Here is a 25,336-nt window from a genome sequence, read left to right as displayed (position 1 = left end):
TCCACAATGTAAATAAAAATTATAATGACCATAAATATAATACATATTTCTGTTTACAAAATCGTAATATAACTTAATCGTAATAATTTGTTACTTATCGCTTCCAAAATTATACCAATTACCGATGTTGCAATTCCAGTTAATGCAGAGCAGACTACTAAGAGCATAATGGTCGGAGCATTCCGGCTTGTGGAAACCCCATACAGGAACACAAGGAGAAGCAGATGGCCACTTTAGAAGGCGGCGCCTACGACGACGTGTTGTTCGGCTCCCGCTTTGACGATTTCATCCGCGCCCATGGCGGTGATGATCTCGTATTCGGAGGCGATGGCAACGACACCGTCTTCGGCGGTAACGGGAGTGACATCCTTTTCGGCGGCACAGGCAATGACAGCCTGTTCGGCGAAAACGGGAACGACATTCTCTTCGGAAATGAAGGAAACGACGTCCTGAGCGGCGGCAATGGCAGCGACGTGCTGTATGGCGGCAATGGAGATGACATTCTCCAGGGCGGCAATGGCTCCGATCTGCTCTATGGCGGCGCGCATAATGACATTCTCTACGGTGGGAACGGCAACGACATCCTTGATGGCGGTGCAGGAAACGACGTCCTCATCGGCGGAAATGGCAGCGATACATTCCTGTTCAACGGTGGCGGCGGAAACGACGTCATTCTCGACTTCAATCCCGGTGAAGACATTCTGCAAATTCAGAAGGGCATCAATGGCCTTGATATCTCTTCCGCAGACGATCTTGCCGACCGTGTCACGCAGGTTGGTGGCAATGTCGTTGTCGATCTCGGCAATGGCGACACCGTTACCCTCGTGAACACCAATGCAGATGACGTGCAGGCTCATCCCGACCAGTACTTCACTGTGCACTGATTGAACATTCAAGAGCGTGCCCGGCAATCCTCCCGCCGGGCACGTTTTGTTTTCACCGGGCACGCATCGTTCCTGACCTTGCGTGTCCGGGCCTTCCAGCAAGCCAGATTTCCCTGCAAGAATGAAAGGGCCACACATTGAACCTCGACCATTCTGCGGACATTGAAAGCAAAACCGAGAACCTCTCCATTTGCCGTCTTTGCGCCGATGTCGCTGTGGTCATCTGGGATATCCCGGGCCCGGCCCGCACAAGCACCAAATGCACATTTGAAATGACGGTCCAGCCGGTTCCCCTGCTGAGTGTCGGCATTCCGCTCGAAAATGGCGGCTTGCGCATGTTCTGGGCCATGCGCACCGGCAATGAACCCGCCGAACTTTCGCTTTCCGCAGGGGCTCTCGGCCCGACGGCGCAGGCGATCGTCTATCCGGCCAACGAACTCGCCCCCTTCGACGTCGAATATGTCGTGGGCGATCTCACCTTGTCCGGACATATCAAGCTTCTCACCACAATTCTGACCACGTGGCGCAGCACTTTCCGGCTTTCGCGAAACCAGACTTTCGCATCCCTCGTGCGAGACCTGACTTTCGCATTGACGCCGGAACCGCGCGAGGCCCAGCATTGCGGCGAACCGGTTCAGGGACACCATCTCCTTGAAACAGCGGTCGACCCGATGCTGGGCGAGATTTCTGCCGTCTATGGCATCACCTCCGGCAGCGTGATGGTCATTCCGCCGCGCTTTGTGGTGGGCAGGCCCACGCGCAATGCCTGGCAGCCATGTCACCTTCTGCTGGAAGCGGCGCAGGATCTGCCGTCATCGCTGCTGCTGGTGCTCACCGGCCAAAAGGGCGTTGCCGTTCGCAAGCTTGCCGCACCAGCCGGCGAGCAAACGGATTTTGCAAAATGGTGGACCAAATGGCAGGGCAATGGCGCATTGCGGGAATTTCTGGTTCGCCAGCTTGGCAAGCTCAGCCCTGCCGGTGCCGCAGTCGCCATCGACCTGCAAACGCGCACGCCATTGCCGGTTCGCCAGATCGCGCAGTCCGCCACCCATCCCGCAGCGGAGATCGACCTTGCTCTGGCGCTTGACGGCGGCTTGATCGTGGGCGGCTGGATGCACGATCCGGCGACCATGCTGGCGGATATCGAATATCTGCCGGAAAGCGGAAGCGCATTGTCGCTGAAGCCGAACTTTCACAAATTTCCCGGCAAGATAGCCAAGCGCGAAGATGCACCCCAGCAGGATGTGACAGGCTTTGTTGCCTGGCTTCCTTCGGTACAAAATCTCGGGCCGCTTTTGCAGCCACGGTTCCAGTTGCGCCTTGCATCGGGCGCGACCGCGCCTCTCGTGCCCGCACCGCAGCCCTTCGAGCCATCCGCGCAACGCAACCGCATCTTGCGCTCGGTGCCGCCGCAGCAGGCAAGGCCGCACGTCTTTTCGCATATTCTGGGACCGGCCCTTACCGAAGTCGAGAATAAGCTCGCCGCAACCGTGCGGATATCCGAGGTGAAGGATTATGGGACGACGCCCGCCTCCCCGCTCGCCTCCATCGTCATTCCGCTCTACCGCAATCTCGACTTCCTGCGTTTCCAGTTTTCATCCATGGCAACCGATCCGTGGCTTGTGGAAAATGCGGAGTTCATCTTCGTGCTGGATTCGCCTGAAATTCAGGACGACACCGAACACATGCTGGGCGGATTGCATATTCTGCACGACATGCCGTTCAAGCTTGCCATCATGAACCGCAATGGCGGCTATGCGCGTGCCTGCAATGCGGGCGCCAGCATTGCCACCGGCACGACCATCGTGATGTTGAATTCCGACGTCGTGCCTGCGCAACATGGCTGGTTGCAGCGGCTGATCCAGCCCTTGTTCGACCAGCCGAAGCTTGGAGCAATCGGCCCTCGCCTTCTGTTCGAGGACGGCTCGCTGCAACATGCCGGGCTCTATTTTGCGCGGGACCGCCAGGGCATCTGGCTGAACCATCATTATTACAAGGGCATGCCGGGCAACTATCCGCCGGCGCTGCGTCCGCGCGACGTGCCGGGCGTCACCGGCGCCTGTCTGATAACGCGCAAGGATATCTTCGATCTCGTCGGCGGTTATACGCAGGATTATATCATCGGCGACTATGAGGACAGCGATCTGTGCCTGAAGATCAGGCAACTCGGCTTCCAGATATTCTATGAACCTTCCATAGCACTTTATCATTTCGAGCGCCGCTCGATCCGCCGCAGCGCGGATTACATGCGCGGCCTCGCCAGCCAATACAATTCCTGGCTCCACACACAGCGCTGGGATGAAGACATTACCGAATTGATGGTCCAGCCACGGGAACAGGAGCGCACCGCCGACCTGTCGAATGTGATCATGACCAAATCTGAAAGGAGCGCCGCTTGACGGACGTGGTAGCGCTGAAACAGCCAGACCTTGAAGCCAGACCAGCAATAGCGGACGCGCAGATCGACTGGCTGATGCAATCTGTCTTGAAGAACCGCTTTTTACCCTCACCCGATCCGAACAGTGTGTTCGTCGGCGATGGTGACTATCGTGCGGTGGGTGCGGAGTTCCTCGGTCATTTCATTCGCAAGGGCGGGCTTCGGCCAGACGCGCGCGTGCTCGACATCGGTTCGGGCATCGGCCGCATGGCGGTGCCGCTGACGCAATATCTCGATCCGGCAAAAGCCCGCTATTCCGGCATCGACCCCGTGGCAGGCGGCGTGAACTGGTGCCGCCAGAACATCACATCGCGTTACCCGAATTTCGAGTTCCGCCACATCGATATCGCCCACGATCTCTATAATCCCAAAGGTGCGGTCAACGGGCTCAGTCTCGCCCTGCCCTTTGCAGACAAGAGTTTCGACTTCGTCATCATGACATCCGTGGTCACGCACCTGCCGTCCGACGAGGTCAAGACCTATCTCAATCAGGTTTCCCGAGTGCTTGCGCCGGGCGGGAAACTGTTCATGACAGCCTTCGTCGTGGACGATGTGGCCGCGCGCGACCGCCATGGCAAACGCGACAGGCGGCTTGCATTCGAACGCCACGGCAGCGGGCCGTGCTGGTTCGTGCCGGAACTGCCGCCGCTTGCAGCCGTGGGGTTTGAAAACGGCTTTCTGGACCGCGCCCTTGCCGGTGCAAACCTGACGCTCGACACAAAATCCTTCGGCCATTGGCGCGGCATCGCGGCGGATCACTACCAGGATATTTTCATCGCCTCGCGAGGTGTCGCCTGATGGCCCAGCGCATCCTCATCGCAGCCCATAACCACCCCTCGCTTCATCCCGGCGGGACGGAAATTTTCGCGCATGATCTGTTCCGCGCCTATCAGCGCGCGGGTTGCGAAGCCATGTTCATGGGCGCCACCAACAAGGTGCACCGTGAAGCCCGCCCCGGCACGAGCTTCCAGAGCATCGGCAATGGCGGTGATGAAATCCTGCTCTGGTCGGGCCATTTCGACCGTTTCTATATGAGCCAGATCGACCTTTACGGGATCGTTCCCGATATCGTCGAACTGCTGAACGACTTCCGGCCGGATGTGGTTCATCTGCACCACCTGCTTTTGCTGGGCGCCGAATTTCCACATATCGTGCGCCGCACCTTGCCCGATTGCCGTATCGTGCTGACCTTGCACGATTATTACCCCATCTGCCACCATGACGGCCTGATGGTCCGCACCACCGGCAAGGAATTGTGCCATGGAGCCGGCCCCGACCGCTGCCATGGCTGTTTCAAGGACATTGCGCTGGACAAATTCGTTCTGCGCGAACGGCATATCAAATCGCTTTTGAGCGCTGTCGATGCATTTGTTTCGCCGAGCGAATTTCTCAAGCAGCGTTACGTCGAATGGGGTCTTGCGGAAGAACTCATCAGCGTCATCCCCAATGGCCAGCCGGAACGCCCGGCGGTCGCACCCCGGCAGATGGAGCGCGGCAAACCTGTTTTCGGCTATTTCGGCAATCTCAATCCGTGGAAGGGCGCGACAGTCCTGCTTGAAGCAGCACAGCAGCTCATTTCGGAGGGCTTCGATTTCGAATTGCGTGTGCATGGTGCGGCACCGTTTCAAAGCGAAAGCTTCGTCAGCGAAATCGACCGGCTTTTTGCCGAGACATCGCCATTCGTCCAGCGCCGGGGCGCCTATCGCCGCGAGGACATCGCCCAGCTGATCCAGGCCGTCGACTGCGCGATCATGCCGTCGATCTGGTGGGAAAATGCGCCCCTCGTCATTCAGGAAGCACAGGGACAGAACCGCCCGGTCATATGCAGCAATATCGGTGGAATGGCCGAAATGATTGAAAATGAGGTCAATGGCCTCACCGTTCCGCCGAACGATCCGCTCGCGCTTGCCCAGGCGATGCGCCGAATGGCGGAAAACCCGGATCTGCGCCGGTCGCTCAGCGAAAATGCGCGCCATCCGGACACCATCGATACCACGGCTGCACGCTATCTCGACCTGATCGGGACATTGCGTATCGCGCGTGTCGAGGCAGCATGAGAGGTAAATCATGAACATCACGACCAAAATTCCATCCGAGGGAGAAGCAAGGCAGGCAGCGGCGCCCAATGCCGCAGCCGGGCCTCAAAGGACCGAAGCCATGAAAGGACGCGTTGACGCCATTGAGGAAGGCCGTCTCTACGGCTGGGCATTCGATCCTTCCGTCCCGACGGAGCGGCTTCTGATCCGCGTCCTGCTGGACGACAAGCCGATTGCCCAGGCTCCCGCCGACAAGGACCGACCCGACCTGAAGCGCAACGGCATCGGCGATGGCAAGCACGCTTTTGAAGTGATGCTGCCGCAATTCGCCGCCGCTCGCGCAGGCGAACTCGTCGTCGTTGCGGCCAATGCGGCCGGCACCGAGCAGAAACTGCGTGTGCCCAAACCCGACGAACAGGCCGCCGAAGCGCTGATTGCCGCGCCCATGACGCGCATTCTCGACAAGCTCGACATGCTGATGGCAGCGCAACGCCAGTTGCAGGTCAACCAGCATTCATTGCAGCGTGTCACGCCGACCCTTGATGCATCCGGCAATGCCGTTCCGGCTGAACTGCTGGACATTGCCAGTTCCGTCGATGGCCTGCGCACCGATCTCCATCAGCGCATGACCGAACTCGATGTGCATATCATGCGCATGGACGGGGTTGTCGCCGGGCTGGAACAGCGCATGGAAGATGTGCGCAAGCGCAGCAACGGCGATATCAAGCTCCTGTTCATGCTGATGTTCGTGATGGCAGGCTTCATCGCCGGTGCGTTGCTTACCCTTGCGGTCATGCCCTGAGGAACCATCGCATGGCGCAAGACGAAAGACCCACCCGCTCACCGGATCGCCCTCCCATGATGATGGAGGGCGAAATGGTCGTCGGCAGCGTGGTCGAGGACACGCTGGTGCTGGTGCTTGGCATCGGCAGCGCTACAAGCGATCAGGTGACGGCGTTCCTGAATGGCGATCCCGCCATGAGCGTGAAGACAAGCCTGATGACATGGCCGCTCAGGGAGCCTTCGCCCGCCGGAACGCATGGCTTTGTCGCCATCGTTCCAACCGCCGCCCTGCGCCGCGGTGTTCTGAAAACCATCATGTTCCAGCACCGGGCGAAGGTCGCCCGCTACAATTTCGCATCGCGCTCCGCCTCCATCGCGGACTTTGTCGCCATGATCGGCGATCTGGCCGGGCCAAGCCTGCCTGGCGTCATCGATGAGCTGGTGGAAGGGCTGATCTCCGGCCCCATCAGCCGGAAGAAACTTTCGGCCATCACCGTTCTGTTACAGGCGGGCGCCCGTTCCGATGGCTGTATCGAACTCATCGGCGGCAGCGACGAAGGCGAGATTTTCGTTCAGGGCTGGGCACAGGACCTGACGCCTGCCGTCACCCGGCTGCTGATCAGCGGCAGGAATCCGTCACTCGCCGAATGCGCGATCAGCGTTTTTGCCCGCCCTGACCTGAACGATGAAGCATCCGGCTTTGCCGGTCTTCTGCTTGCCAGTGAGCCGGTTGAACCGACCGATATAGAACGGCTGCTGTTTCGCGGACGGCGCGGCTGGCGTTTTACCGAAGTCTATGACCGCAGGCTCTTGTCCGGCTCCCGCGAGACACCGGGCCATATCCGGGCGATCCTGCCGAGGGTGCGCAGTTCGACGGATATTCTCCTGCGCATGCGCTCCGCCGCAAACCGTTTCGACGGTGCGGATACGGTCTCGGGCCTTCCCTTCCCTGTCCGGATGGGGATCGACAACGTCTTCCGGGTGGAGGGCAGCGGCATGCTGGTTTCCGGCTGGCTGCTCGATCCCGACAGCCATGTGGAAAGCGTGAAGCTGCGCCGTCATCGCGGCGAAATCCAGATCGACACGACCTGGACCCGCATCGACCGGCCCGACGTCACCCGCGAGTTCGACAACCAGCCGCCCTTCAATGCGGGCCTCGACCCCAACCGGCATGCCCATGGTTTCGTGGCCTTTGCGCCGGAACTTGCAGGCGACAGCACCGCGCCGTTCTATCTCGAACTTGCGATCAGCGACGGGCGGCGCGCCTTCTTTCCCTTGACGCCAACCCGCGTGACCTCGCGGGATGCCATCGTCCGGCAAATCCGCGCAACCGACCCGAATGCATGGGCGCTGCGCCATATCGTCGATCAGCAGCTCGTGCCATTGCTGCGCGGCGTCAACCGTCCCGCGCCGGAAGTGTTCGGCGTGGTCGATCTCGGTCCCTTTGAAGATGCTATCGGACCGGCGCTCATCATCGGCATCGATGAGCGCGTCGAGGAAATCGAACCCTTGCTGGCGCTGCTCGCGCTCGACCCTGAAACCCGCATCGCCCCGATCGTGGTCGCGGCGGCAACCGAGATCATCGACCGGGTCGGCGTGCAGATCAGGCGTCTTGCGGATTTCTATCGCCTGCGCATCCGGCTTGTTTCAGCCACCGGATCGGAAGACCTCTACGATGCGCTGGAAGTCGGCGCCCGCACTGTTTCGACGGATCAGGTCATCTTTCTGGCCGGATCGCTGCTGCCGCGCCGCGCCGGCTGGCTGAACAAGCTCGTCAGCGCCTATGAAGCGCACAAGGACTGCGTTCTGTCTCCAACTCTTGCTTATGAGGACGATTCAATCCGCTGGGCGGGAACCTGGGTTGCCGGACCGCAATCCGGCATGTCGGCTGACCGCGCGCTCATCAGCCGCTATGCCGGTTATCCCATCGATGCCGTTTCGGGCATGGCGTTAACGGAAGTGGCCACGGCGACATTCGAATGCTGCATTCTGCCGCGTGAAGCTCTGTTTTCCGTCGGCGGCTTTACGCGCGGCTATCTCGGCACCCATGAAAAGGGACTGGATCTCGGATTGAAACTGAAACAATCGGGCCTGCGCTCCTATTGGCTGCCTTCGGCACAAATGCTGGGCGCGGACGATACATCCGTAACCGACAGGGCATCGACCATAGCGCTCATCGAGCGCATCGACCGGCAGGTCTTCGACGCGCGCTGGTCGTCCATTCTTGCGGGCAGGCGCAAGGTGCAGGCGGAGGAACCCGCATGAGCGATAAACTGCGTGTTCTCGTCATCTCACACGCCCACCCTTCGATTTCACTCGGCGGCGGTGAAATTGCCTCCTACAATCTGCACAAGGGGCTGAATGCGGTTCCGGGCGTCCAGTCGGTCTATCTGGCGCGGGCCGCCCACCCGATCCCGCGGCACGGCACGACGGCGCTCATGAGCATGCGGCGCGCCAGCGACGAAATCCTGTTCCATGCCGACGAATACGACCATTTCTACCTGTCGAACAAGAACACCGATGAAATCCGGCGTGACCTTCTGCGCTTTGTGCGCGACTTCGACCCGGACATCGTGCATTTCCATCATGTTCTGGGGCTCGGGCTTGAGACGCTCTATGCCATTCGCGAGGCGCTGCCGGACCGCATCATTCTGGTGACGTTCCATGAGTTCCTGTCGATCTGCAACAATGACGGACAGATGGTCAAGGCGGGCACCTCGAAGCTTTGCAATGAGGCTTCCCCCATCGATTGCCATGCCTGTTTTCCGCAGATACCGCCCGCGCGTTTCCTCAAGCGGGAACGTTTCGTGCGCGGCATGCTGGAACTGGCCGACGCCTTCGTCTCCCCCAGCGAATTCCTGGCCAACCGCTATCTGGAATGGGGCCTGAACCCGGACAAGATGGCCGTCATCGAGAACGGCATCGCCATCCGCGACGTGACGCCTCCGCGTGAGCTGACCGGCCCGAACCCGCGCCGCAGCCGTTTTGCCTTTTTCGGGCAGATCAATCCGTTCAAGGGCATAGACGTTCTGGTCGATGCCGTATCGCGCGTGCCGGAACAGGTCTGGGGCGAGGATTCCCGCCTGATGATCTTCGGCGGCAATCTGGAAAAGCAGCCGCCCGCCTTTCAGCAGCGCATGCAGAAACTGATCGAGGAAGCCGGCCCGCGCGTGCGCTTCTACGGCGCTTACCAGAATGCTGAAATGCCGCGCCTCATGCAGTCGGTCGACTGGGTGGTCATGCCCTCGATCTGGTGGGAAAACTCGCCTATTGTCATTCAGGAGGCGCTGCACCATCGCCGCCCGGTCATCTGCTCCAACATTGGCGGCATGGCCGAAAAAATCCGCGACGGCGAAGACGGCCTGCATTTCCGCGTTCGCAGCGCCGAAGACCTGGCCGACCGCTTTACAGAAGTGCTGAGCGAGCCGACCATATGGGACAGGTTGCACCATTCCATCCGCAAGCCGGTCCACTATGTCGATTGCGCGAGGGAGCATCTTAATCTTTATAACCGGCTGCGGGAATCGAAACCCCGCAGGCAGAAACCGGCGGTTTCGGAAACCGCCCTTTCTCAGGCAAGCTGAGCCTGGCTTGCCTGTATCTTTGGAAAAAGGAAGACCGTATGGCACGCGCCCTCGTCATGATCCCTGCGGGAGAAGTGTACGATCACGACAATGTCCGCTGGTATCGTCACACCGACGTTCAGGGCAGCATCAATCACTATCACAATATCGGCGATGCCTTCGTCTATGAGTCATCGCTGAAGCTGATGAATTACGAAAAAGCTTCCGAACTCCCGATCACCAATTTCTCGCCGGAGAAGATCGATCAGCTGCGCGAAGACTATGATTATGTGATCCTGCGCGGCTCGAACTATATCAACAAGGATATGAACTGGCGTGACACGATCCCGGTCTTGCAGCGGCTGAAACTGCCGGTCATCGCATTCGGCGTCGGCGCACAGGCGCCGGTCAGGGGGGAAATACAGCTTTCCGAAGAGACGAAGGCGGTCCTGCGCATCATCGCGGATTCCACCACCTCCATCGGCGTGCGCGGCGCCTACACGGCCCAGGTGCTGAACGATATCGGCATCCGCAATGTGCGCATCGTCGGTTGCCCGACCGCATTTCGCCGCAACAACCAGCATCTGCGCATCAAATTGCCGCCCCTGGAAAATGTCGCAAAGGTCGGCGTTACGGTGCGCCGCGAGGTTTCACCGGCCTATGCGCAGGATATCGAGCAATATCTGACCCGTCACCGCAATCTCATCAAATCCATGGCCGAACGCTTCGATGTGACATTGATGGCGCAGGGCGAGATCGATGAAAAGAAGATGGTCTTCGGCACGGCGGAACAGAAGGAGGAAGCTATTGCAGCCCTCAAGAACCATCGCTGGACGGCGGACTGGTATTTCGACGAGACGATAGAGAATCTCTATCGCCATCGCATGTTCTATTCGGATGTCGTTGCCGATTACGAGGAACTGGTGCGCAAGCAGCAGCTTGTTCTCGGCTATCGCCTGCATGGCAATCTGATGGCGCTGGCCAATGGCGTTCCGTCCATCTACTTCACCTATGACAGCCGCACGGCCGAATTCGCCGAAACCTACAAGATACCGAGCTATGATGTCTTCAGCGACAAGCCTTTCCAACTGGAAGACTATTGGGATCAGTCGCTGTTCGACAAATATAACCGGGCATGGTTCGAAACCTATGCCGAGATGAAGCATTTTCTCGATGAAAACGGTGTCGACAACAAGATGACCGAAACCGGGCTGCCCATCGCGGAGCTGAAAGTCGCATGAGATTTAGTTTTCTGGCAATTGGGCGGAACCCTTGCCCTTCTGCTCCTCCGCCAGAAGCGACCAGGCCGCAATGAACATCGCGGCAATCAACGGCCCGACCACAAACCCGTTGATCCCGATCAGCGAAATGCCGCCAATCGTGGAGATCAGCACGACGTAGTCCGGCATGCGGGTGCCTTTTCCGACCAGCGGCGGACGCAGGAGATTGTCCACCAGTCCGATCACGAATACGCCGACGAAAACCAGAACAGCGCCGCTGGCCCATTCCCCGCTTGCAAAGAACCAGGCCGCTGCCGGCACCCAGACGAGGGCAGCGCCGATAGCCGGCAGCATGGAGAGGAACGTCATCATGACGCCCCACAGCAGCGCCGCCTCCACGCCCAGCATCCAGAAAGTCACCCCGCCGATCGTGCCCTGAATGATGGCAATGATGATGTTGCCCTTCACGGTCGCCCGGATGACGGCGGTGAATTTCTCCAGAAACTGCCGCGTGTAATCGTCGTTGAGCGGAATGGCCTGCCTGATCTTCCGTCCAAGGTCCGCACCGTCGCGAAACAGGAAGAACAACAGATAAAGCATGATGCCGAAGCCGATGAAGAATTGCAGCGTATTCTGGCCGAAGCTGACCAGTTTTCCGGCAAAAAGCTGGCTGCCCTGCATGATCGCGGACGATATGCGCGCGCGCCATTCCGCGAAATCGCCAAGCTCGAAGCGGGTCAGCCATTCCTCCAGCGTATCCGGCAAGGCGTTCAGAATGCGTGAGATGAAGCTGTTCAGATCGAACTCGCGGCTGCTCAGGCGCTGATAGAGGGAGTTTCCCTCCTGTACCAGCGAGCCGAAAATCGTGAGCATCGGAATGATGACGAGGCAGATGCACATCAAGATAGACAGGAGAGCGGCAATGTTCTTGCGCCCGCCGAAAAGACGTTCGAGCCGCTGCTGCACCGGCGAGAAGACGACCGCCAGGATGACCGCCCACAGGACCGCCGAATAATAGGGCAGCAGCAGCCACGCAAAGGCGACAGTGACCAGTGCCAGTAGAATGTAGAAGCTTGCGCGCTGGACGGACATGACCACCTGCCGAAATTTCCGGGAGAGAAAACCCTGCCCGGAAAATCGTTCCAATTCAATAGGGAAGCATGCGCCCGGCAGGTTACGCCGCTTTCAGGGGCACAAGCTTTTCATTGGGAAGAGAACGGGCAAGTGTGCTCAGAAGATCGCTTTGCGACACCAGACCGATGATACGGCGCATCTCATCGACCACCACGACGGCATGGGCCAGCCCATCGGTCAGGCTGGGCAAAAGGCTCATCACCGGATCGGCCTGCGCGGCGGTTGGCGCCTCCACGATATAGTTTCTGAAATCGTCGCCCGGATGCATCAATTCGCGCAAGCCCACCACGCCTTTCAGGCGACCGTCGAGCGCACGCACCGGCAAAGTCAGCAGATTATGCCGCAGGATCAGGTCGCGCGCCTGGCTTGCCGTTGCATCCTCATCAATACTGACGACATCGCGGGACATGATGTCCGCGCATGTCAGATCGCCATGCGCGCGCGTGGACACTTCAAGCTCCACCTGCCGCAGCAGTCGCCCCAGATCGTTGCGATCGATATCGAAGCTTTCATCCAGGGCAAGCAGGGCGCGGTCGATATCTTCCTCGCGGATGCCCATGCGGACCGAAGGCGGCAGATCGTCCGTGCTATGCTTGTTGACCGGGGCGGCAGCCGCCACATGCGGATATTTCCGGCGTGACAGTTTGTGAAACAGAATGCCGAGGCCAACCAGAAGGCACGAATTCAGCGCAACCGGCACGAGCGGGAACAGAAAGCCCCATCTGGCAACCGCAGAGCCGCCCAGAACGGCTGTCAGCGCCGCCGCGCCGCCGGGCGGGTGGAGGCTGCGGGTAACGGACATCGCCGCAATGGCAAGCGCCACGCCAAGGCCGATCGCCAGAGCCGGATCGTCGACAAACCGGGTAACGGCGAGGCCCATGAGGGCTGAAATCGTGTTGCCGCCGATGATGGCCCATGGCTGGGCCAGCGGGCTTGTCGGCACGGCAAAAAGCAGGACCGCCGATGCGCCGATCGGTGCGACGATCAAAGGCAGATGCGGGCCGCTGCCCAGCAACATGCTCGATAGGAAGCCGGTCAGCGCAATACCCATCAGGGCGCCGAGACAGGCAATCGAACGTTCCCGCAGTGTTGCGCCGGCGAGCGCCGGTTTGAACAGCCGGGACAAGCGCGACTGGTGTAGGTCAGGATTTCTCTGGGTCATTCCGTCAATGAGGCCGATGATGGGGAAGCTTCAGCGAAAACCCGTTGAAGCATAAGACTGTTTTCTTGGGGGCGAAAACAATATCCCGCCCTTGCCGGATTCGAACAAGAAAGCAAATCCGTATTCGTTCGCCGGAATGGAAAAAACGTTCTCCGTTCAACGATGGATCGGGAACAACGGCCTCACACCATCCCAGGGCCGAAAATCACAGGGCGCAGGCTTGCCGCCAAGGCGCGATGCGGGAGCTACCCAGACTTTGGTAGCATAAGTGTTTTCATTTCAGCTCGGGCATTGGCAATCGGAGGGGATGCATCTACATTCTTTTCAAAGAGCGCCGGATAATCATGCCGATCAAAGAGCAGCCCGGTGAAGAGCGGTTTGTTGCCGTCAATGAACAAAACTGCCCGAAGCGCCCGAAGAGGCGCGGGGAACCGAATTCGCAATACGGGCCCTGCCCGCCGCAACATAGTCTGGGAGGACGCTATGATGAAGACCATCGCCGCTCTGGCGACGACACTTGCCATTTCCGCTGCAACTTTCACCGCGCAGGCACAAACCTATCCTGAACGAACGATCACCATGGTTGTGCCTTTCGCAGCCGGTGGACCGACCGACACCGTCACGAGACTTGTCGCGGAATCCATGTCCAAGGATCTTGGACAACAGGTTATCGTCGAAAATGTCGGCGGCGCAGGCGGAACGCTGGGCGCGGGACGTGTCGCAAATGCCGATCCCGACGGCTATACGCTGCTGCTTCACCATATCGGCATGGCCACGAGCGCCACGCTCTACCGCAAGCTTGCCTATGACACGCTGAATGCATTCGAATATGTCGGCCTCGTCACGGAGGTTCCGATGACCATCGTGGCGCGCAAGGACCTTGAGCCGACCGATCTCAAGGGGCTGATCGACTATGCCAAGGCCAACAAGGATTCGGTGACGGTCGCCAATGCGGGCATCGGCGCGGCCTCGCATCTGTGCGGCATGCTGTTCATGAGCGCGATAGAAACGCCGCTCGTCACAGTGCCTTACAAGGGAACCGGCCCGGCCATGACCGATCTTCTCGGCGGACAGGTCGACATCATGTGCGACCAGACCACCAACACGACGAAGCAGATTCAGGCCGGCACGATCAAGGCTTACGCCGTCACCTCGCCGGAGCGCCTGGACGTGCTGAAAGACCTTCCGACCACCAAGGAAGCCGGTCTGGACGGCATGGAAGTGGGTATCTGGCACGGCATCTATGCACCCAAGGGAACCCCGACGGAAATTACCGAACGGCTGTCGAAATCGCTTCAGCAGGCCCTGAAAGACCCGAATGTGGTCGCCCGCTTCGCCGAGCTTGGCACAAAGCCGTCGCCGGAATCCGATGCGACACCGGCAGCGCTGAAAGCCAAACTCGAATCCGAAGTCGCGCGCTGGAAGCCGATCATCGAGGCGGCCGGTCAATACGCGGACTGACCCCATGGCAGGCTGTCAGGGCGCCCCTTCTGGCGCGCCTCGACAGTCCTGTCCCGTCCGTTGCGGGTCAGGACCGCAACGGACGGGATAACCAGCCGATTTCACATGCCGGTCCTCCGGCAGCGCCCTTTCAACGGCAGATCCGAAAGACGATTGGCCCATGAACGAGCCTTCACGGAAATTCTCAATCGATCCGACCAATGGATTGTGCGGCGGCCTTCTCACCCTGACCGGCGCCTTTTTTGCCTATCAGTCGCTGGGGCTGGAGCTCGGCACGTCGCTGCGCATGGGACCGGGATATTTTCCGCTGGTCCTCTCCGGCGTCCTGATCCTGCTTGGACTGGTCATTCTTGTTCAGGCCACACGTGTCTCCGGCGAGCCGATGGGGCCGATCGCATGGCGCGGCCTGTTTTTCATTCTGCCAGCGCCGATATTCTTCGGCCTCACCGTGCGTGGCCTCGGCTTCGTGCCGTCGCTGTTTCTGACATGCCTTATCGCCTCTTTCGCCTCCATGCGCATGAAACCGCTCGCCGCCATCATTCTCGCGGCTGCGATCACGGTCTTCTCCGTCATTGTGTTCAGCTACGCGCTAGCGCTGCCCTATCAGCGTTTCGGGCCCTGGTGGCCGTTCTAGAAGGGGCATGAACATGGACCTTTTCAGCAATCTCGCGCTTGGCTTCTCAACCGCATCGACGCTTGCCAATCTCGGCTTCTGCCTCATCGGCGTGTTGCTCGGCACGCTGATCGGCGTGCTGCCCGGCATCGGCGCCACGGCAACCATCGCCATGCTTTTGCCGATCACATTCCAGATCGGCGATCCGGTTTCCGCGCTCATCATGCTCGCCGGCATCTATTACGGCGCGCAGTATGGCGGCTCGACGACGGCAATCCTCATCAACATGCCGGGCGAATCCTCCTCCGCAGTGACGGCGATCGACGGCTACCAGATGGCGCGCCGCGGACGAGCGGGCGCCGCACTTGCCATTGCCGCAATCGGTTCCTTCTTTGCCGGTACGGTCTCCACCTTTCTGGTGGCGATCTTCGCTCCGCCGCTGACGGAAATTGCCCTGAAATTCGGCTCGGCTGAATATTTCTCGCTGATGGTCGTCGGGCTGGTGTCGTCCGTTGCGCTTGCGCATGGCTCGATCGTCAAGGCCCTGGCGATGGTGGTGCTGGGGCTCCTGCTAGGCCTTGTCGGCACCGACATCTATACCGGTACGCCACGGTTCACGCTCGGCATTACGGAATATTCCGACGGCCTCAATTTCGTTGCCGTTGCGGTCGGCGTGTTCGGCATCGCCGAAATCCTGCGCAATCTCGAAAGCGAACATACCCGCGAAGTGCTGATGGCAAAGGTCACGGGGCTGATGCCGACGCGCGACGATTTCAAGCGCATGACGGCGCCGATCCTGCGCGGCACCGTCATCGGCTCGGCGCTCGGCATCCTGCCGGGCGGCGGCGCCATCCTGGCCTCCTTTGCCTCCTACACGGTGGAAAAGCGCATTTCCGACACACCGGAAGAATTCGGCAAAGGCGCCATTGCAGGCGTGGCAGGGCCGGAATCCGCCAACAATGCCGGTGCGCAAACCTCCTTCATTCCCATGCTGACGCTCGGCATTCCCGCCAATCCGGTCATGGCGCTGATGATCGGCGCGATGATCATTCAGGGCATCGTGCCGGGGCCGAATGTTGCGACAGAACAGCCTGCCTTGTTCTGGGGCGTGATCGCGTCGATGTGGATCGGCAATCTGATGCTCATCATCCTCAACCTGCCGCTGATTGGCTTGTGGGTGAAGCTTCTGACAGTGCCCTATTATGTGCTGTTTCCGATCATCATGACCTTCTGTTCCATCGGCGTTTATAGCGTCAATTCAAACGTCTACGATCTCTATGCGGTCGCCTTTTTCGGCTTTATCGGCTATCTGCTGGCCAAGCTGCGCTGCGAGCCGGCTCCCCTGCTGCTTGGCTTCGTTCTGGGTCCCTTGCTGGAAGAACATCTGCGCCGCGCCATGATCCTGTCACGCGGCGACCCGGCAACCTTCTTCACCCGGCCGATCAGCGCCATTCTGCTGGCGATAGCCGCCGCCGTCCTGGTGGTCGTGCTGCTTCCTTCGGTGCGCAAGAAGCGCGACGAAGTGTTCGTCGAGGAAGGTTAACCCAGTTTAGGCCGAAAGATGACGCTCAGGCATTGATATGCTATAGAAACCGGGCTTTGGGTCGGGGGCTTGCATTGTCGTTTGAAACGCCAGCACGGAGGGAGTGTCATGGCGGACGAACAGCGCCTTAGCTTCCGGCAGCGACTGGCTGCCATCGTCATTGCCGGTATCGGCACCGCCGCCGCAAGCGCCTTTTCCTATGCCACCGCAATCTACGAGGCGGCAAATCCCGAACCCATGCGGGAGATCGAGCCCGGCGAGACGGTCGATACCGGGCGTTGGCAGGTGGCAGTGACCGATGCGCGCTTCGGCTCCGTTCCGCCGACCGGCGTAAAACCTTATGAGCCTAAGAACTACCTCATGGTCGATGTCAGTCTGGACAATCGTTCCGCATCGTCCGCCTATGCATCGCGAAAACTCCTGACCTTCGACCCGCCGGATCCGGCTCTGGCCGATCCAACATTTTATATCGTGCGCGACAAGTGGATCGCGGGCCGGGTTCATCCCGGCATGCCCGAAAAGCTGACGGTGGCGTGGGAATGGCCGCAAGGCAAAGCGCCGCCGCAGACTGTCCGCCTTCTCATCGGCAGCGAAATCTACAAGAAGCGGGATAATCTCTATGGGGCCTCCTCATGGCTCGACCGGGACCCGATTGCCGTCATTCAACTGCCGGTGCACATGGCATCCGCCGAGGGCGAAGGATGATGGGCTGGCTCAAAAGCGCCGTCATGCTGTGCGTGGCCATCGCAGCACTTTACGGGATGCAGCATTCCACCCCCTATTACAGCGATATTTTTTCCTCGGTAGCCATTGAGGGAAAACAGGGAAAGCCGGTCGAAACCCGGCGTTTTGTCGTTGGCATTGTGAATGCCTACCGGACCCGGCAATTGACGACACCGGGCATAGGAAGCACTCGTACTTATGATACGGACGGCGAATGGCTGGTCATCGAGGCCGCAGCGAAAGCGAAGGTCGAAAGCCTTGGCCTCGCATCCGTCGAATGGCTCGGGCCGAATGGCATCCGCTACGCCATGAGCAGCCGCCCGACCTATGCGCCCGGCATCGTGGGTTCTGAACGGCTGGAACCGGGGATACCACGCCCTGTCCTGATGGTGTTTGAACTGCCGCATGACCAGATCGCGGGCGGAAAGCTGCTCATTGCCGAATCCGCGCATTCTCCTCTTTCGGAACAGGCGCGGATCAGCATGAACGCAACCGCGCAGGACAATGTCAGCCGGTCGATCGCGATCAAGCGCATGGGAGCCATCATGCCCTGGCAATTGGAGGTCAGCCAATGAGCGAAGCGGCCCCTTCCGGCGAGCGGAAATCCTTCTGGCTATGCCTTGTTCTGCTGGTGATCACCCTGCCCATTGCCGCTTTTGTCGGTTCCGATGGCGCTCTGCTGCGATGGATCGAGCAAAAGCTGCAAGAGCCGGTGGTCGTGCCGCGCGGCAATGTGCAGGCTTTTGGGGGCGGCGAGTGGAAACTGGTGGCACTGGACAGGTTTCCGGGCACATTGCCGGAGACGAACATCGTGCTTGCCGAAGTCGAAGTGACAATTCAGGATGCCGATCAGCTGAAACGGTTGTTACCCTGTTTCATGACCGCGACGGACACCGAGGGCCGGCGCTGGTCGCCCCTTTATGTATCGGCGCAAACCATCGGGAAGCTGAAGCCGGAAGCTGCCGACAAGCCGAAATGTTACGATCTCTCCAATGAGAACGGCAGCGGTCCGGTGCGCCTTGTCGAGAGCTTCCTTGTTCCTGCAAAGGCCGGAGAGCTTTCGCTGTTGCTCACCATGCTCGGGAAACGGCCGGAGCATCTGGTTCTGAAATAGCCCTGCTCTTCTGGCTCGCGAGCGCATGTTCGAGGACCGCCGCCAGAAGTGCAACCCGTATTGCATCCAGCAGGATGCCGCCATCAAGCTCCGACGGACTGCCGATGAAAATAACCAGCACATTGGCAATATGCTGCCAGATTTCGATATCGTATGGGCCAAGATAATGGGTCGTGCCATACCAGATCCACGCGCCCAGCCAGCTTATGGCACGGTAGAGAACGATGAACGACAGCAGGGTTCCAAGCCCTGTTCCGGCGACCAGTTTCAGGCAGGTCCAGACAGGCCGGTAACGGCTGCGATAGCCGCCCAGATAATGCGCCGTGAAATCGAGCAGCCATTTCCGGAAGGTCGTTCCGCGTGATGGGGCTGGCGGAACAGGCGCTTTTTTCGCGGACAAATCATAGCCATAGATGATCGCAGCCATCACCAGCCAGACCATCGGCAGCAGCGCATAGAAGAACAGATTTTGTGTCTGCACCCATAAGCCCGGCTGCTGGAACTCGACCGGCACGAAATTTTCGGCAGCATAGGCACTCATTGAAAGCCATGCGGCACTCACTTCGAAACCATCGAGCAGCGCCCCGGCTCCGATCCAGCGGATGAGATCGTCTTTCCATTTGTCGAGCGCAAACAGACCGATAAAAATCCAGCTTGCATCCGCAGCCACAATAAGCAACCGAAGCCATGGCGAATGGATTTTTTCATTGGCGCGCTTGGCAAGCCAGCGGATCAGCCAACAGACAACGATAGCTGCAATCAGGCTGCCCGAGCGCATGAGGTCGAAAATATGCATTTTCTCGCCAAAGGCGGTGCGTTCGAAAGCAAGTCGCGAATATTCGCGCACCGTATCGCCAAGAAAGCCCCATGCGGCATAATAGGCAAAGAACGGCAGGATGACGGCCGCCGTCACCATCAGCATGCGGTCGGACCGGCGATTATCGGGCGCGGATGCCGCACCATCTGCCGCTGTCTGGCGTAAAGACCCGAGCTCCGGCAATCCGGGCCGCAACGTGGCGAACATCGTTACCACCACGAGTAGCTTGACCAGCACGACCAGCGAAAGAACGATCATTCCGGCAAGCGGAAAATATCCGCCCGCACTGACCGCAGCATCAAGCAGCAGGTCGCGCGCAATATAACCCAGAGTACCGATCAGCAGCAGCTGGGGCCAGAACCGAGCCAGAAGACGGCCCGTCAGGGCGAGCAGACCGCCAATATCCTTGAGCATCGCCATGACCGCAGTTTAGCCAGCCGATTGGTAGGGCTCAATATATTTTATATGCCTGATATATAGGTCGACACTTATCCGCGCCGCGTGCCGGAAGACACGATGTCGAGATAGACAGCCAGAACAAGAATACTGCCCTTGATGATCTGTTGCCAGAACGTATCGACGCCGAGCATGGACATGCCATTGTCGAGGCTCGACATGATGAGCGCGCCCACAAGTGCGCCCAACACCGAGCCGACGCCGCCGCGCATGGACGTGCCGCCGATGAAGCAGGATGCAATGGCGTCGAGTTCACCGCCCATGCCCGCCGATGGCGTGCCTGCCGCAAGGCGCGCGGTTGTCGTCAGCCCGGCCACCGCCGCCATCAGTCCCATCAGCGCGAAGACGGCCATCTTGACGAAGTTGACATTCACGCCGGAAAAACGGGTTGCTTCCGTATTGGAGCCAACCGCGTAGATGTGACGACCGAACACGGTCTGTTTTGCGATCACGGTGAAGACGCCGAGGATCACCAGCAGGATCAGGACCGGAACCGGCACGCCCTGATAGCTGTTGAGGATCAGGATGAAGCCGAGGATCAGGATGCCGATACCGAGAAGCCTTGCGATTTCCATGCCCGGCGAAAGTGTCTGGAGATTGTGCTTGCGCTTGCTGGCCCGCATGCGCAGCGTCATCAGGATCAGCACGCCGAACAGCGCAATGGCACACAGATTGCCAAGCCAGCCCGGCAGATAGCCCTGCCCGATATATTTGAAATCCGGCGAGATCGGCGCGATGGTGACACCGCCCATGATGCCAAGCACGATGCCGCGAAAGACAAGTTGCCCGCCAAGCGTGACGATGAAGGACGGTATGCCGAGATAGGCGGTCAGCCAGCCATTGAAGGCGCCAAGCGCCACACCGAGCGCCAGAACCGTGCTGATCGTCGCCCATAGGGGCCATCCATAGATCACGTCGAGAACGGCGGCGATGCCGCCGAGCAACCCCAACAACGCGCCGACCGAAAGATCGATTTCACCGGCAACGATGACGAACACCATCGCGGATGCAAGCATGCCGGTAATGGCCATCTGGCGCAGGAGGTTGGAGAAATTGCGCGCGGTCAGGAACTGCGAACGCCCCATCTCCGGATCGTAGGTGAGGATCGCAAACAATGCCCAGATGAGCGCAACCACGATCAGCAGCGCGACGATCTTGTAATCCGCCAGAAACTTTCGAAGGCTTTTGCCCGTCAATGTCATATCATGCACCGGTCAAATTTGAGCATTTCCAGCAAGGATGCGAGCCGACCCCGCGTTCGGAAAATGCGTGAAACAAACAGTTCATCGAGGATCAGGCCGCATTGGTCATCGGCTTGCCGATTGCGGCGGCAAGCACCTTCTCCTGGGTGAGATTTTCATTGGGGAAATCGCCGCGCAGCCTGCCCTCGCCGATCACGAGAACACGGTCGCTGATGCCCAGAACCTCCGGCATTTCGGAAGAGACCATCAGCACCGCGACCCCCTGTTTGGCGAGCGCGAAGATCAGCTTGTAGATTTCATATTTCGCGCCGACATCGACGCCCCGCGTCGGCTCATCCAGAATGAGCACCTTGGGGTCGGGCAGCATCATCTTCGACAGCACGGCCTTCTGCTGGTTGCCGCCGGAGAGCGATGCGATTTCCAGCATCGGATCGGCAGTCTTGACCTTGAGGCGCAGAATTTCGCGCTGGATCGTCGCCAGTTCCGCCTCCTTGTCGAGCAGTCCGCGCAGGGTAAACCGATCCAGCACCGAGATCGTCATATTATGGCCGACCGGCATGATGGGCAGGATGCCATCCTTCTTGCGGTCCTCCGGCACCATGCAGATGCCTTGCCGGACCGCATCGCGCGGCGTGCGGATCTTCAGCTCCCGGCCTTCAAGGAACACCTGCCCCTCATGCGCTCCCGGCCAGACGCCGAACAGGCTGGACACCAGCTCCGTCCGTCCCGCGCCCACCAGTCCGGCAATGCCGAGAATTTCCCCCCGCCGCAGCGTGAAGGAAACATCATCGACCACCTTGCGGTCGGGGTTGGTCACATCCCAGCAATTGATGTTGCGCGCCTCGAAAATGACCTCGCCAATATCGTGCGGCTCGCGCGGAAACAGGTTTTTCATCTCGCGGCCCACCATCATGGTGATGATGGCTGGCGTGGTGAGTTCCGCCATCGGTTTCGTGGCGATATGCGTCCCGTCGCGAATGACCGTCACCGTGTCGGAAATTTCGGCCACTTCATCCAGCTTGTGCGAGATGTAGACGCAGGCCATGCCCTGCGCCTTGAAATCCTTGATGAGATCGAGAAGGACGCGCGTTTCGGATGCCGTCAGCGCCGATGTCGGCTCATCCAGAATGAGCAGCTTGGCATTCTTGTTGATCGCCTTTGCGATCTCGATCAGCTGCTGCTTGCCGCCTGGATAATGATAGACCGGAAGCGCGACATTGATGTCGTGGATCTTGAGCCGCGCCAGAAGTTCGGTCGCGCGCGCATTCATCTGGTCATAATCGATGAAGCCGCCGCTTGTCGGCTCCGAGCCCAGAAAGATGTTTTCCGCAACCGACAGATGCGGCACCATCATCAGTTCCTGATGGATGATGACAATGCCGGCGGCTTCCGTGTCGCGGATGCCGCTCGCCTTCAATTCCCGCCCTTCCCAGAAAATCTCGCCGGTCCAGCTGCCATGCGGATAAACGCCGGAAAGCACTTTCATCAGCGTGGATTTGCCGGCACCATTTTCGCCGCAAAGGCCGACACATTCACCCGCGCGCACTTTCAGGTAAATACCGTCCAGCGCTTTCACGCCGTTGAAGTCCTTACCGATATTACGCATCTCCAGAAGATAGTCGGACATCGCATATGACCTTGCAGTAATGCAGCACAATGAGCCATCCGGAGCCGGATATGGTGAAAACGCTCCAGACAACGCTGTCAAAGACAGCATCGACACGTCGGCGAGGCCGGAAGCCGGATCATGATTTCCAGTCTTCGGGCCCCACCATTCGCACAGGGTTCGATCACCGGAAAGGCTTACTTTCCGTAGATCTGCTCCTTGGTGTAGAAGCCATCCTGAATGTAGATATCGATATTGTCCTTGGTCACGGCGGTCGGCGTCAGCAGAAGCGTGTCGACCTGCTTGCCGCCATTGTCGAGCTTGGCATTGAATTCAGGCTTTTCGCCCTTGACCATCTGGACGGTGAGCTTGGCCGCTTCCGACGCGATGAGTTTCAGCGGCTTGTAGACCGTTACGGTCTGCGTGCCGTCGATCAGACGCTTGACGGCGGCAAGGTCGCTGTCCTGCCCGGAAACGGCGGTCTTTCCAGCCAGCCCCTGCGCGGCCAGAGCCTGGATGGCGCCACCGGCTGTGCCGTCATTCGAAGCGACAACCGCATCGATCTTGTTTTGCGCTGCCGTCAGGGCGTTTTCCATGATGGAGAGCGCTTCCGTCGGGCTCCATTCCTTGACCCATTGCGAGCCGATAACCTTCACCTTGCCGGAATCGACGGCTTCTTTCAGCGCCTTTTCCTGACCGGCGCGGAGAAGCTTGGCGTTATTATCCGTCGGCGAGCCGCCGAGGAGATAATAATTGCCTTCCGGCTTGGCCTTGAGGACAGCTTCCGCCTGCATGAAGCCGACGCGCTCATTGTCGAACGAGATATAGGCGTCGATATCGGCATTGAGGATCAGGCGATCATAGGACAGAACCTTGATGCCGGATGCCTTGGCATCGGCCACGACCGCATCGAAAACCTTGGAATTCATCGGGACGATGACGATGGCGTCCACGCCCTGCGCGATCAGGTTTTCAACCTGCTTGACCTGCTTTTCCTCGTTGCCGTCAGCCGACTGCACATTGACCTTGGCGCCCAGCTTTTCCGCTGCTTCGATGAAATAGTCGCGGTCACGCGCCCAGCGCTCGACGCGAAGATCGTCGATGGAAAAACCGATCACCGGCTTTTCCGGCGAGGCAAGAACCGGTGTCGACGCCATGGCGCTGATGCCCAAAGCCGCGGCAACCAGCGCGCCGGTCAGAAAATTACGACGTTTCATGCAAGTCTCCTCCAAACACCGCCGGCCTTTCGCCGGCTGATACCAAACCGCGCCCCCGAACGTGTTCCGCCCCCGGAGTTCGGCACGACAAGACAGCCCCCCTTCGGAGCTGCTTATTCTTCGAATGGCTGATCCTCCCAAAGGCGCCTTGCGCCAAGATCACTCCATCGGGACAGCGTGCAGAAGACACACCGCCCATCCTCGGCAACCATTGATACGTGAAGAAAAATGAAGTGCAAGTATTTTTTGATTTACGTACCTCATTTTTGATCTTATGGTCCGCGTCGAGGAGCGAGAATGAAACCCACAGTCCATGATATAGCCAGAACAGCGGGCGTCAGCCTTGCCACGGTCGACCGTGTGCTGAACGAACGTCCGGGTGTGAGAGCGAAGACGCGCGACCGGGTTATGGCGGCGATGAACACGCTTGGCTATGTGCGCGATGTGGGCGCGGCCAACCTTGCGCGCGGCCGGCTTTATCAGTTCGATTTTATTTTGCCGGACAATGAAAACACCTTCATGCTGAGCCTGCGCGCGGAACTGCAAGCCGCGACCGAACGCGCCCTGGCCGAACGCATTCTGGTCAATCTCGTGCTGGTCCCCGCCTTCGATGAAGTAGCCCTTGTGAAGGCGCTGGACGAATGCGCTGCTCGCCCAGTCGGGCGCAGGCCCGACGGCGTCGCATTCGTGGCGGTCGATACCGATCCCGTGCGTGCGGCCTGCGCCCGACTGGGCGAACAGGGCATTCATGCCGTCACGCTCGTATCCGATCTCGGACAGTCCACGCGAACGCATTATGTCGGCGTCGACAATGGCGCGGCGGGGCGCACGGCAGCGCGGCTTCTGGGGCTTTTCGCCAACGGAACGGAAGGCGCGCTTGCGGTCGTCGCAGGTTCGTTGAAAGTCCGCGATCATCAGGAACGTTTCGACGGTTTTACGGCGGCCATGAAGGCCGACTTTCCGAGCCGTGAGATATTGCCGGTGCTGGAAGGTTTCGATGAAGACCCGCGCGTGGAAAAGCTTGTCGGCAGGCTGCTTGACGAGCGCGGCGACATTGCCGGGATTTACAGCCTCGGCGCAGGCAATAGCGGCCTGGTGAAGGCTCTGGCAAAGCACGCATCCAATCGCCCGCTGGTCATTGCGCATGAACGCGACAGCGTGACCTCGAAAGCACTAAAAGACGGCATCATCCATGCCGTTCTGGCGCAGGATGCGGGCCATGAAATCCGCAGCGCCATCCGGGTGCTGAAAGCCTCTGCGGACCGTCTGGCGATCGTGCCGGGGCAGGAATACATCCGCATTGAAATTTTTCTCAAGGACAACCTGCCGCATTTCGACTGACACGCGGGCGACAATACCTTTCCA

General features: G+C 59.5%; 21 protein-coding genes. 15 read left to right on the top strand and 6 right to left on the bottom strand.

Features of this window, described 5'->3' with window-relative positions; all coding sequences use genetic code 11:
* The first annotated feature begins 224 nt into the window (after nucleotides 1–224).
* The 8 genes from AVM02_RS02500 (at nucleotide 225) to AVM02_RS02465 (ending at nucleotide 10,944) form a co-directional block, all read left to right on the top strand.
* On the top strand, nucleotides 225–884 hold the full coding sequence (locus AVM02_RS02500; protein WP_411505442.1) for a calcium-binding protein: 660 nt from the start codon (nucleotides 225–227) through the stop codon (nucleotides 882–884).
* A gap of 137 nt (nucleotides 885–1,021) precedes the next feature.
* The gene (locus AVM02_RS02495) at nucleotides 1,022–3,283 is read left to right on the top strand and encodes a glycosyltransferase family 2 protein (RefSeq protein ID WP_411505441.1); all 2,262 of its coding nucleotides are present in this window, start codon (nucleotides 1,022–1,024) and stop codon (nucleotides 3,281–3,283) included.
* The gene (locus AVM02_RS02490) at nucleotides 3,280–4,119 is read left to right on the top strand and encodes a class I SAM-dependent methyltransferase (RefSeq protein ID WP_411505440.1); all 840 of its coding nucleotides are present in this window, start codon (nucleotides 3,280–3,282) and stop codon (nucleotides 4,117–4,119) included. Before AVM02_RS02495 ends, AVM02_RS02490 begins: the two co-directional genes overlap by 4 nt.
* On the top strand, nucleotides 4,119–5,378 hold the full coding sequence (locus AVM02_RS02485; RefSeq protein ID WP_411505439.1) for a glycosyltransferase family 4 protein: 1,260 nt from the start codon (nucleotides 4,119–4,121) through the stop codon (nucleotides 5,376–5,378). Before AVM02_RS02490 ends, AVM02_RS02485 begins: the two co-directional genes overlap by 1 nt.
* Nucleotides 5,379–5,388: 10 nt before the next feature.
* Nucleotides 5,389–6,159: a hypothetical protein gene (locus AVM02_RS02480; protein ID WP_411505438.1), complete on the top strand. Its 771-nt coding sequence runs from the start codon at nucleotides 5,389–5,391 to the stop codon at nucleotides 6,157–6,159.
* 11 nt (nucleotides 6,160–6,170) lie between these two features.
* Nucleotides 6,171–8,405, top strand: coding sequence for a glycosyltransferase family 2 protein (locus AVM02_RS02475; protein ID WP_411505437.1), 2,235 nt, complete (start codon nucleotides 6,171–6,173; stop codon nucleotides 8,403–8,405).
* Nucleotides 8,402–9,724, top strand: coding sequence for a glycosyltransferase family 4 protein (locus AVM02_RS02470; RefSeq protein ID WP_411505436.1), 1,323 nt, complete (start codon nucleotides 8,402–8,404; stop codon nucleotides 9,722–9,724). Before AVM02_RS02475 ends, AVM02_RS02470 begins: the two co-directional genes overlap by 4 nt.
* Before the next feature lie 38 nt (nucleotides 9,725–9,762).
* Nucleotides 9,763–10,944, top strand: a complete 1,182-nt coding sequence (locus AVM02_RS02465) for a polysaccharide pyruvyl transferase family protein (RefSeq protein WP_411505435.1) — start codon at nucleotides 9,763–9,765, stop codon at nucleotides 10,942–10,944.
* A 3-nt stretch (nucleotides 10,945–10,947) separates the two neighbouring features.
* Here AVM02_RS02465 and AVM02_RS02460 read toward each other — a convergent pair whose 3' ends face one another.
* Together AVM02_RS02460 and AVM02_RS02455 are read right to left on the bottom strand one after the other, a co-directional pair.
* Complete coding sequence (locus AVM02_RS02460; protein WP_411505434.1) at nucleotides 10,948–12,015, bottom strand: AI-2E family transporter; 1,068 nt, start codon at nucleotides 12,013–12,015, stop codon at nucleotides 10,948–10,950.
* An 82-nt stretch (nucleotides 12,016–12,097) separates the two neighbouring features.
* Nucleotides 12,098–13,219, bottom strand: coding sequence for an HPP family protein (locus AVM02_RS02455; RefSeq protein ID WP_411505433.1), 1,122 nt, complete (start codon nucleotides 13,217–13,219; stop codon nucleotides 12,098–12,100).
* A gap of 483 nt (nucleotides 13,220–13,702) precedes the next feature.
* On the opposite strand from AVM02_RS02455, the gene AVM02_RS02450 reads away from it, so the two are divergent.
* The 6 genes from AVM02_RS02450 to AVM02_RS02425 all read left to right on the top strand — a co-directional run bounded on the left by AVM02_RS02450 (nucleotide 13,703) and on the right by AVM02_RS02425 (nucleotide 18,673).
* The gene (locus tag AVM02_RS02450) at nucleotides 13,703–14,680 is read left to right on the top strand and encodes a tripartite tricarboxylate transporter substrate-binding protein (RefSeq protein ID WP_411505432.1); all 978 of its coding nucleotides are present in this window, start codon (nucleotides 13,703–13,705) and stop codon (nucleotides 14,678–14,680) included.
* 160 nt (nucleotides 14,681–14,840) lie between these two features.
* Complete coding sequence (locus AVM02_RS02445; protein ID WP_411505431.1) at nucleotides 14,841–15,314, top strand: tripartite tricarboxylate transporter TctB family protein; 474 nt, start codon at nucleotides 14,841–14,843, stop codon at nucleotides 15,312–15,314.
* Between the two features lie 13 nt (nucleotides 15,315–15,327).
* A complete protein-coding gene (locus AVM02_RS02440; protein ID WP_411505430.1) occupies nucleotides 15,328–16,836 on the top strand; it encodes a tripartite tricarboxylate transporter permease in 1,509 nt (502 codons plus the stop codon).
* A gap of 108 nt (nucleotides 16,837–16,944) precedes the next feature.
* A complete protein-coding gene (locus AVM02_RS02435) occupies nucleotides 16,945–17,541 on the top strand; it encodes a hypothetical protein (protein ID WP_411505429.1) in 597 nt (198 codons plus the stop codon).
* Entirely contained in the window at nucleotides 17,541–18,134 is a 594-nt protein-coding gene (locus AVM02_RS02430) for a hypothetical protein (protein WP_411505452.1), read from the top strand. Before AVM02_RS02435 ends, AVM02_RS02430 begins: the two co-directional genes overlap by 1 nt.
* Nucleotides 18,131–18,673 carry a hypothetical protein gene (locus AVM02_RS02425; RefSeq protein WP_411505428.1) on the top strand — a complete coding sequence of 181 codons (543 nt, stop codon included), beginning with the start codon at nucleotides 18,131–18,133 and terminating at the stop codon, nucleotides 18,671–18,673. Before AVM02_RS02430 ends, AVM02_RS02425 begins: the two co-directional genes overlap by 4 nt.
* Here the strand turns inward: AVM02_RS02425 and AVM02_RS02420 are convergent.
* The 4 genes from AVM02_RS02420 to xylF all read right to left on the bottom strand — a co-directional run bounded on the left by AVM02_RS02420 (nucleotide 18,630) and on the right by xylF (nucleotide 23,971).
* Nucleotides 18,630–19,910 carry a hypothetical protein gene (locus AVM02_RS02420; RefSeq protein ID WP_411505427.1) on the bottom strand — a complete coding sequence of 427 codons (1,281 nt, stop codon included), beginning with the start codon at nucleotides 19,908–19,910 and terminating at the stop codon, nucleotides 18,630–18,632. The genes AVM02_RS02425 and AVM02_RS02420 overlap by 44 nt on opposite strands.
* A 68-nt stretch (nucleotides 19,911–19,978) precedes the next feature.
* The gene (locus AVM02_RS02415) at nucleotides 19,979–21,148 is read right to left on the bottom strand and encodes a sugar ABC transporter permease (RefSeq protein ID WP_411505426.1); all 1,170 of its coding nucleotides are present in this window, start codon (nucleotides 21,146–21,148) and stop codon (nucleotides 19,979–19,981) included.
* Between the two features lie 91 nt (nucleotides 21,149–21,239).
* Complete coding sequence (locus AVM02_RS02410) at nucleotides 21,240–22,775, bottom strand: xylose ABC transporter ATP-binding protein (RefSeq protein WP_411505425.1); 1,536 nt, start codon at nucleotides 22,773–22,775, stop codon at nucleotides 21,240–21,242.
* 176 nt (nucleotides 22,776–22,951) lie between these two features.
* Nucleotides 22,952–23,971, bottom strand: coding sequence for a D-xylose ABC transporter substrate-binding protein (gene xylF, locus AVM02_RS02405; protein WP_411505424.1), 1,020 nt, complete (start codon nucleotides 23,969–23,971; stop codon nucleotides 22,952–22,954).
* 297 nt (nucleotides 23,972–24,268) lie between these two features.
* Between xylF and AVM02_RS02400 the strand changes: the two genes are divergently transcribed.
* Nucleotides 24,269–25,312 (top strand): LacI family DNA-binding transcriptional regulator, encoded by a 1,044-nt coding sequence (locus AVM02_RS02400; RefSeq protein ID WP_411505423.1) that lies wholly within the window; start codon nucleotides 24,269–24,271, stop codon nucleotides 25,310–25,312.
* The last annotated feature ends 24 nt before the right edge of the window (nucleotides 25,313–25,336 follow it).

The sequence above is a fragment of the Brucella anthropi genome, assembly GCF_046630315.1.
GTDB lineage: Bacteria > Pseudomonadota > Alphaproteobacteria > Rhizobiales > Rhizobiaceae > Brucella > Brucella anthropi_A.
The sequence above is the reverse complement of the archived record's forward strand: the minus strand, read 5'-3'. Positions and strand labels throughout refer to the sequence as shown.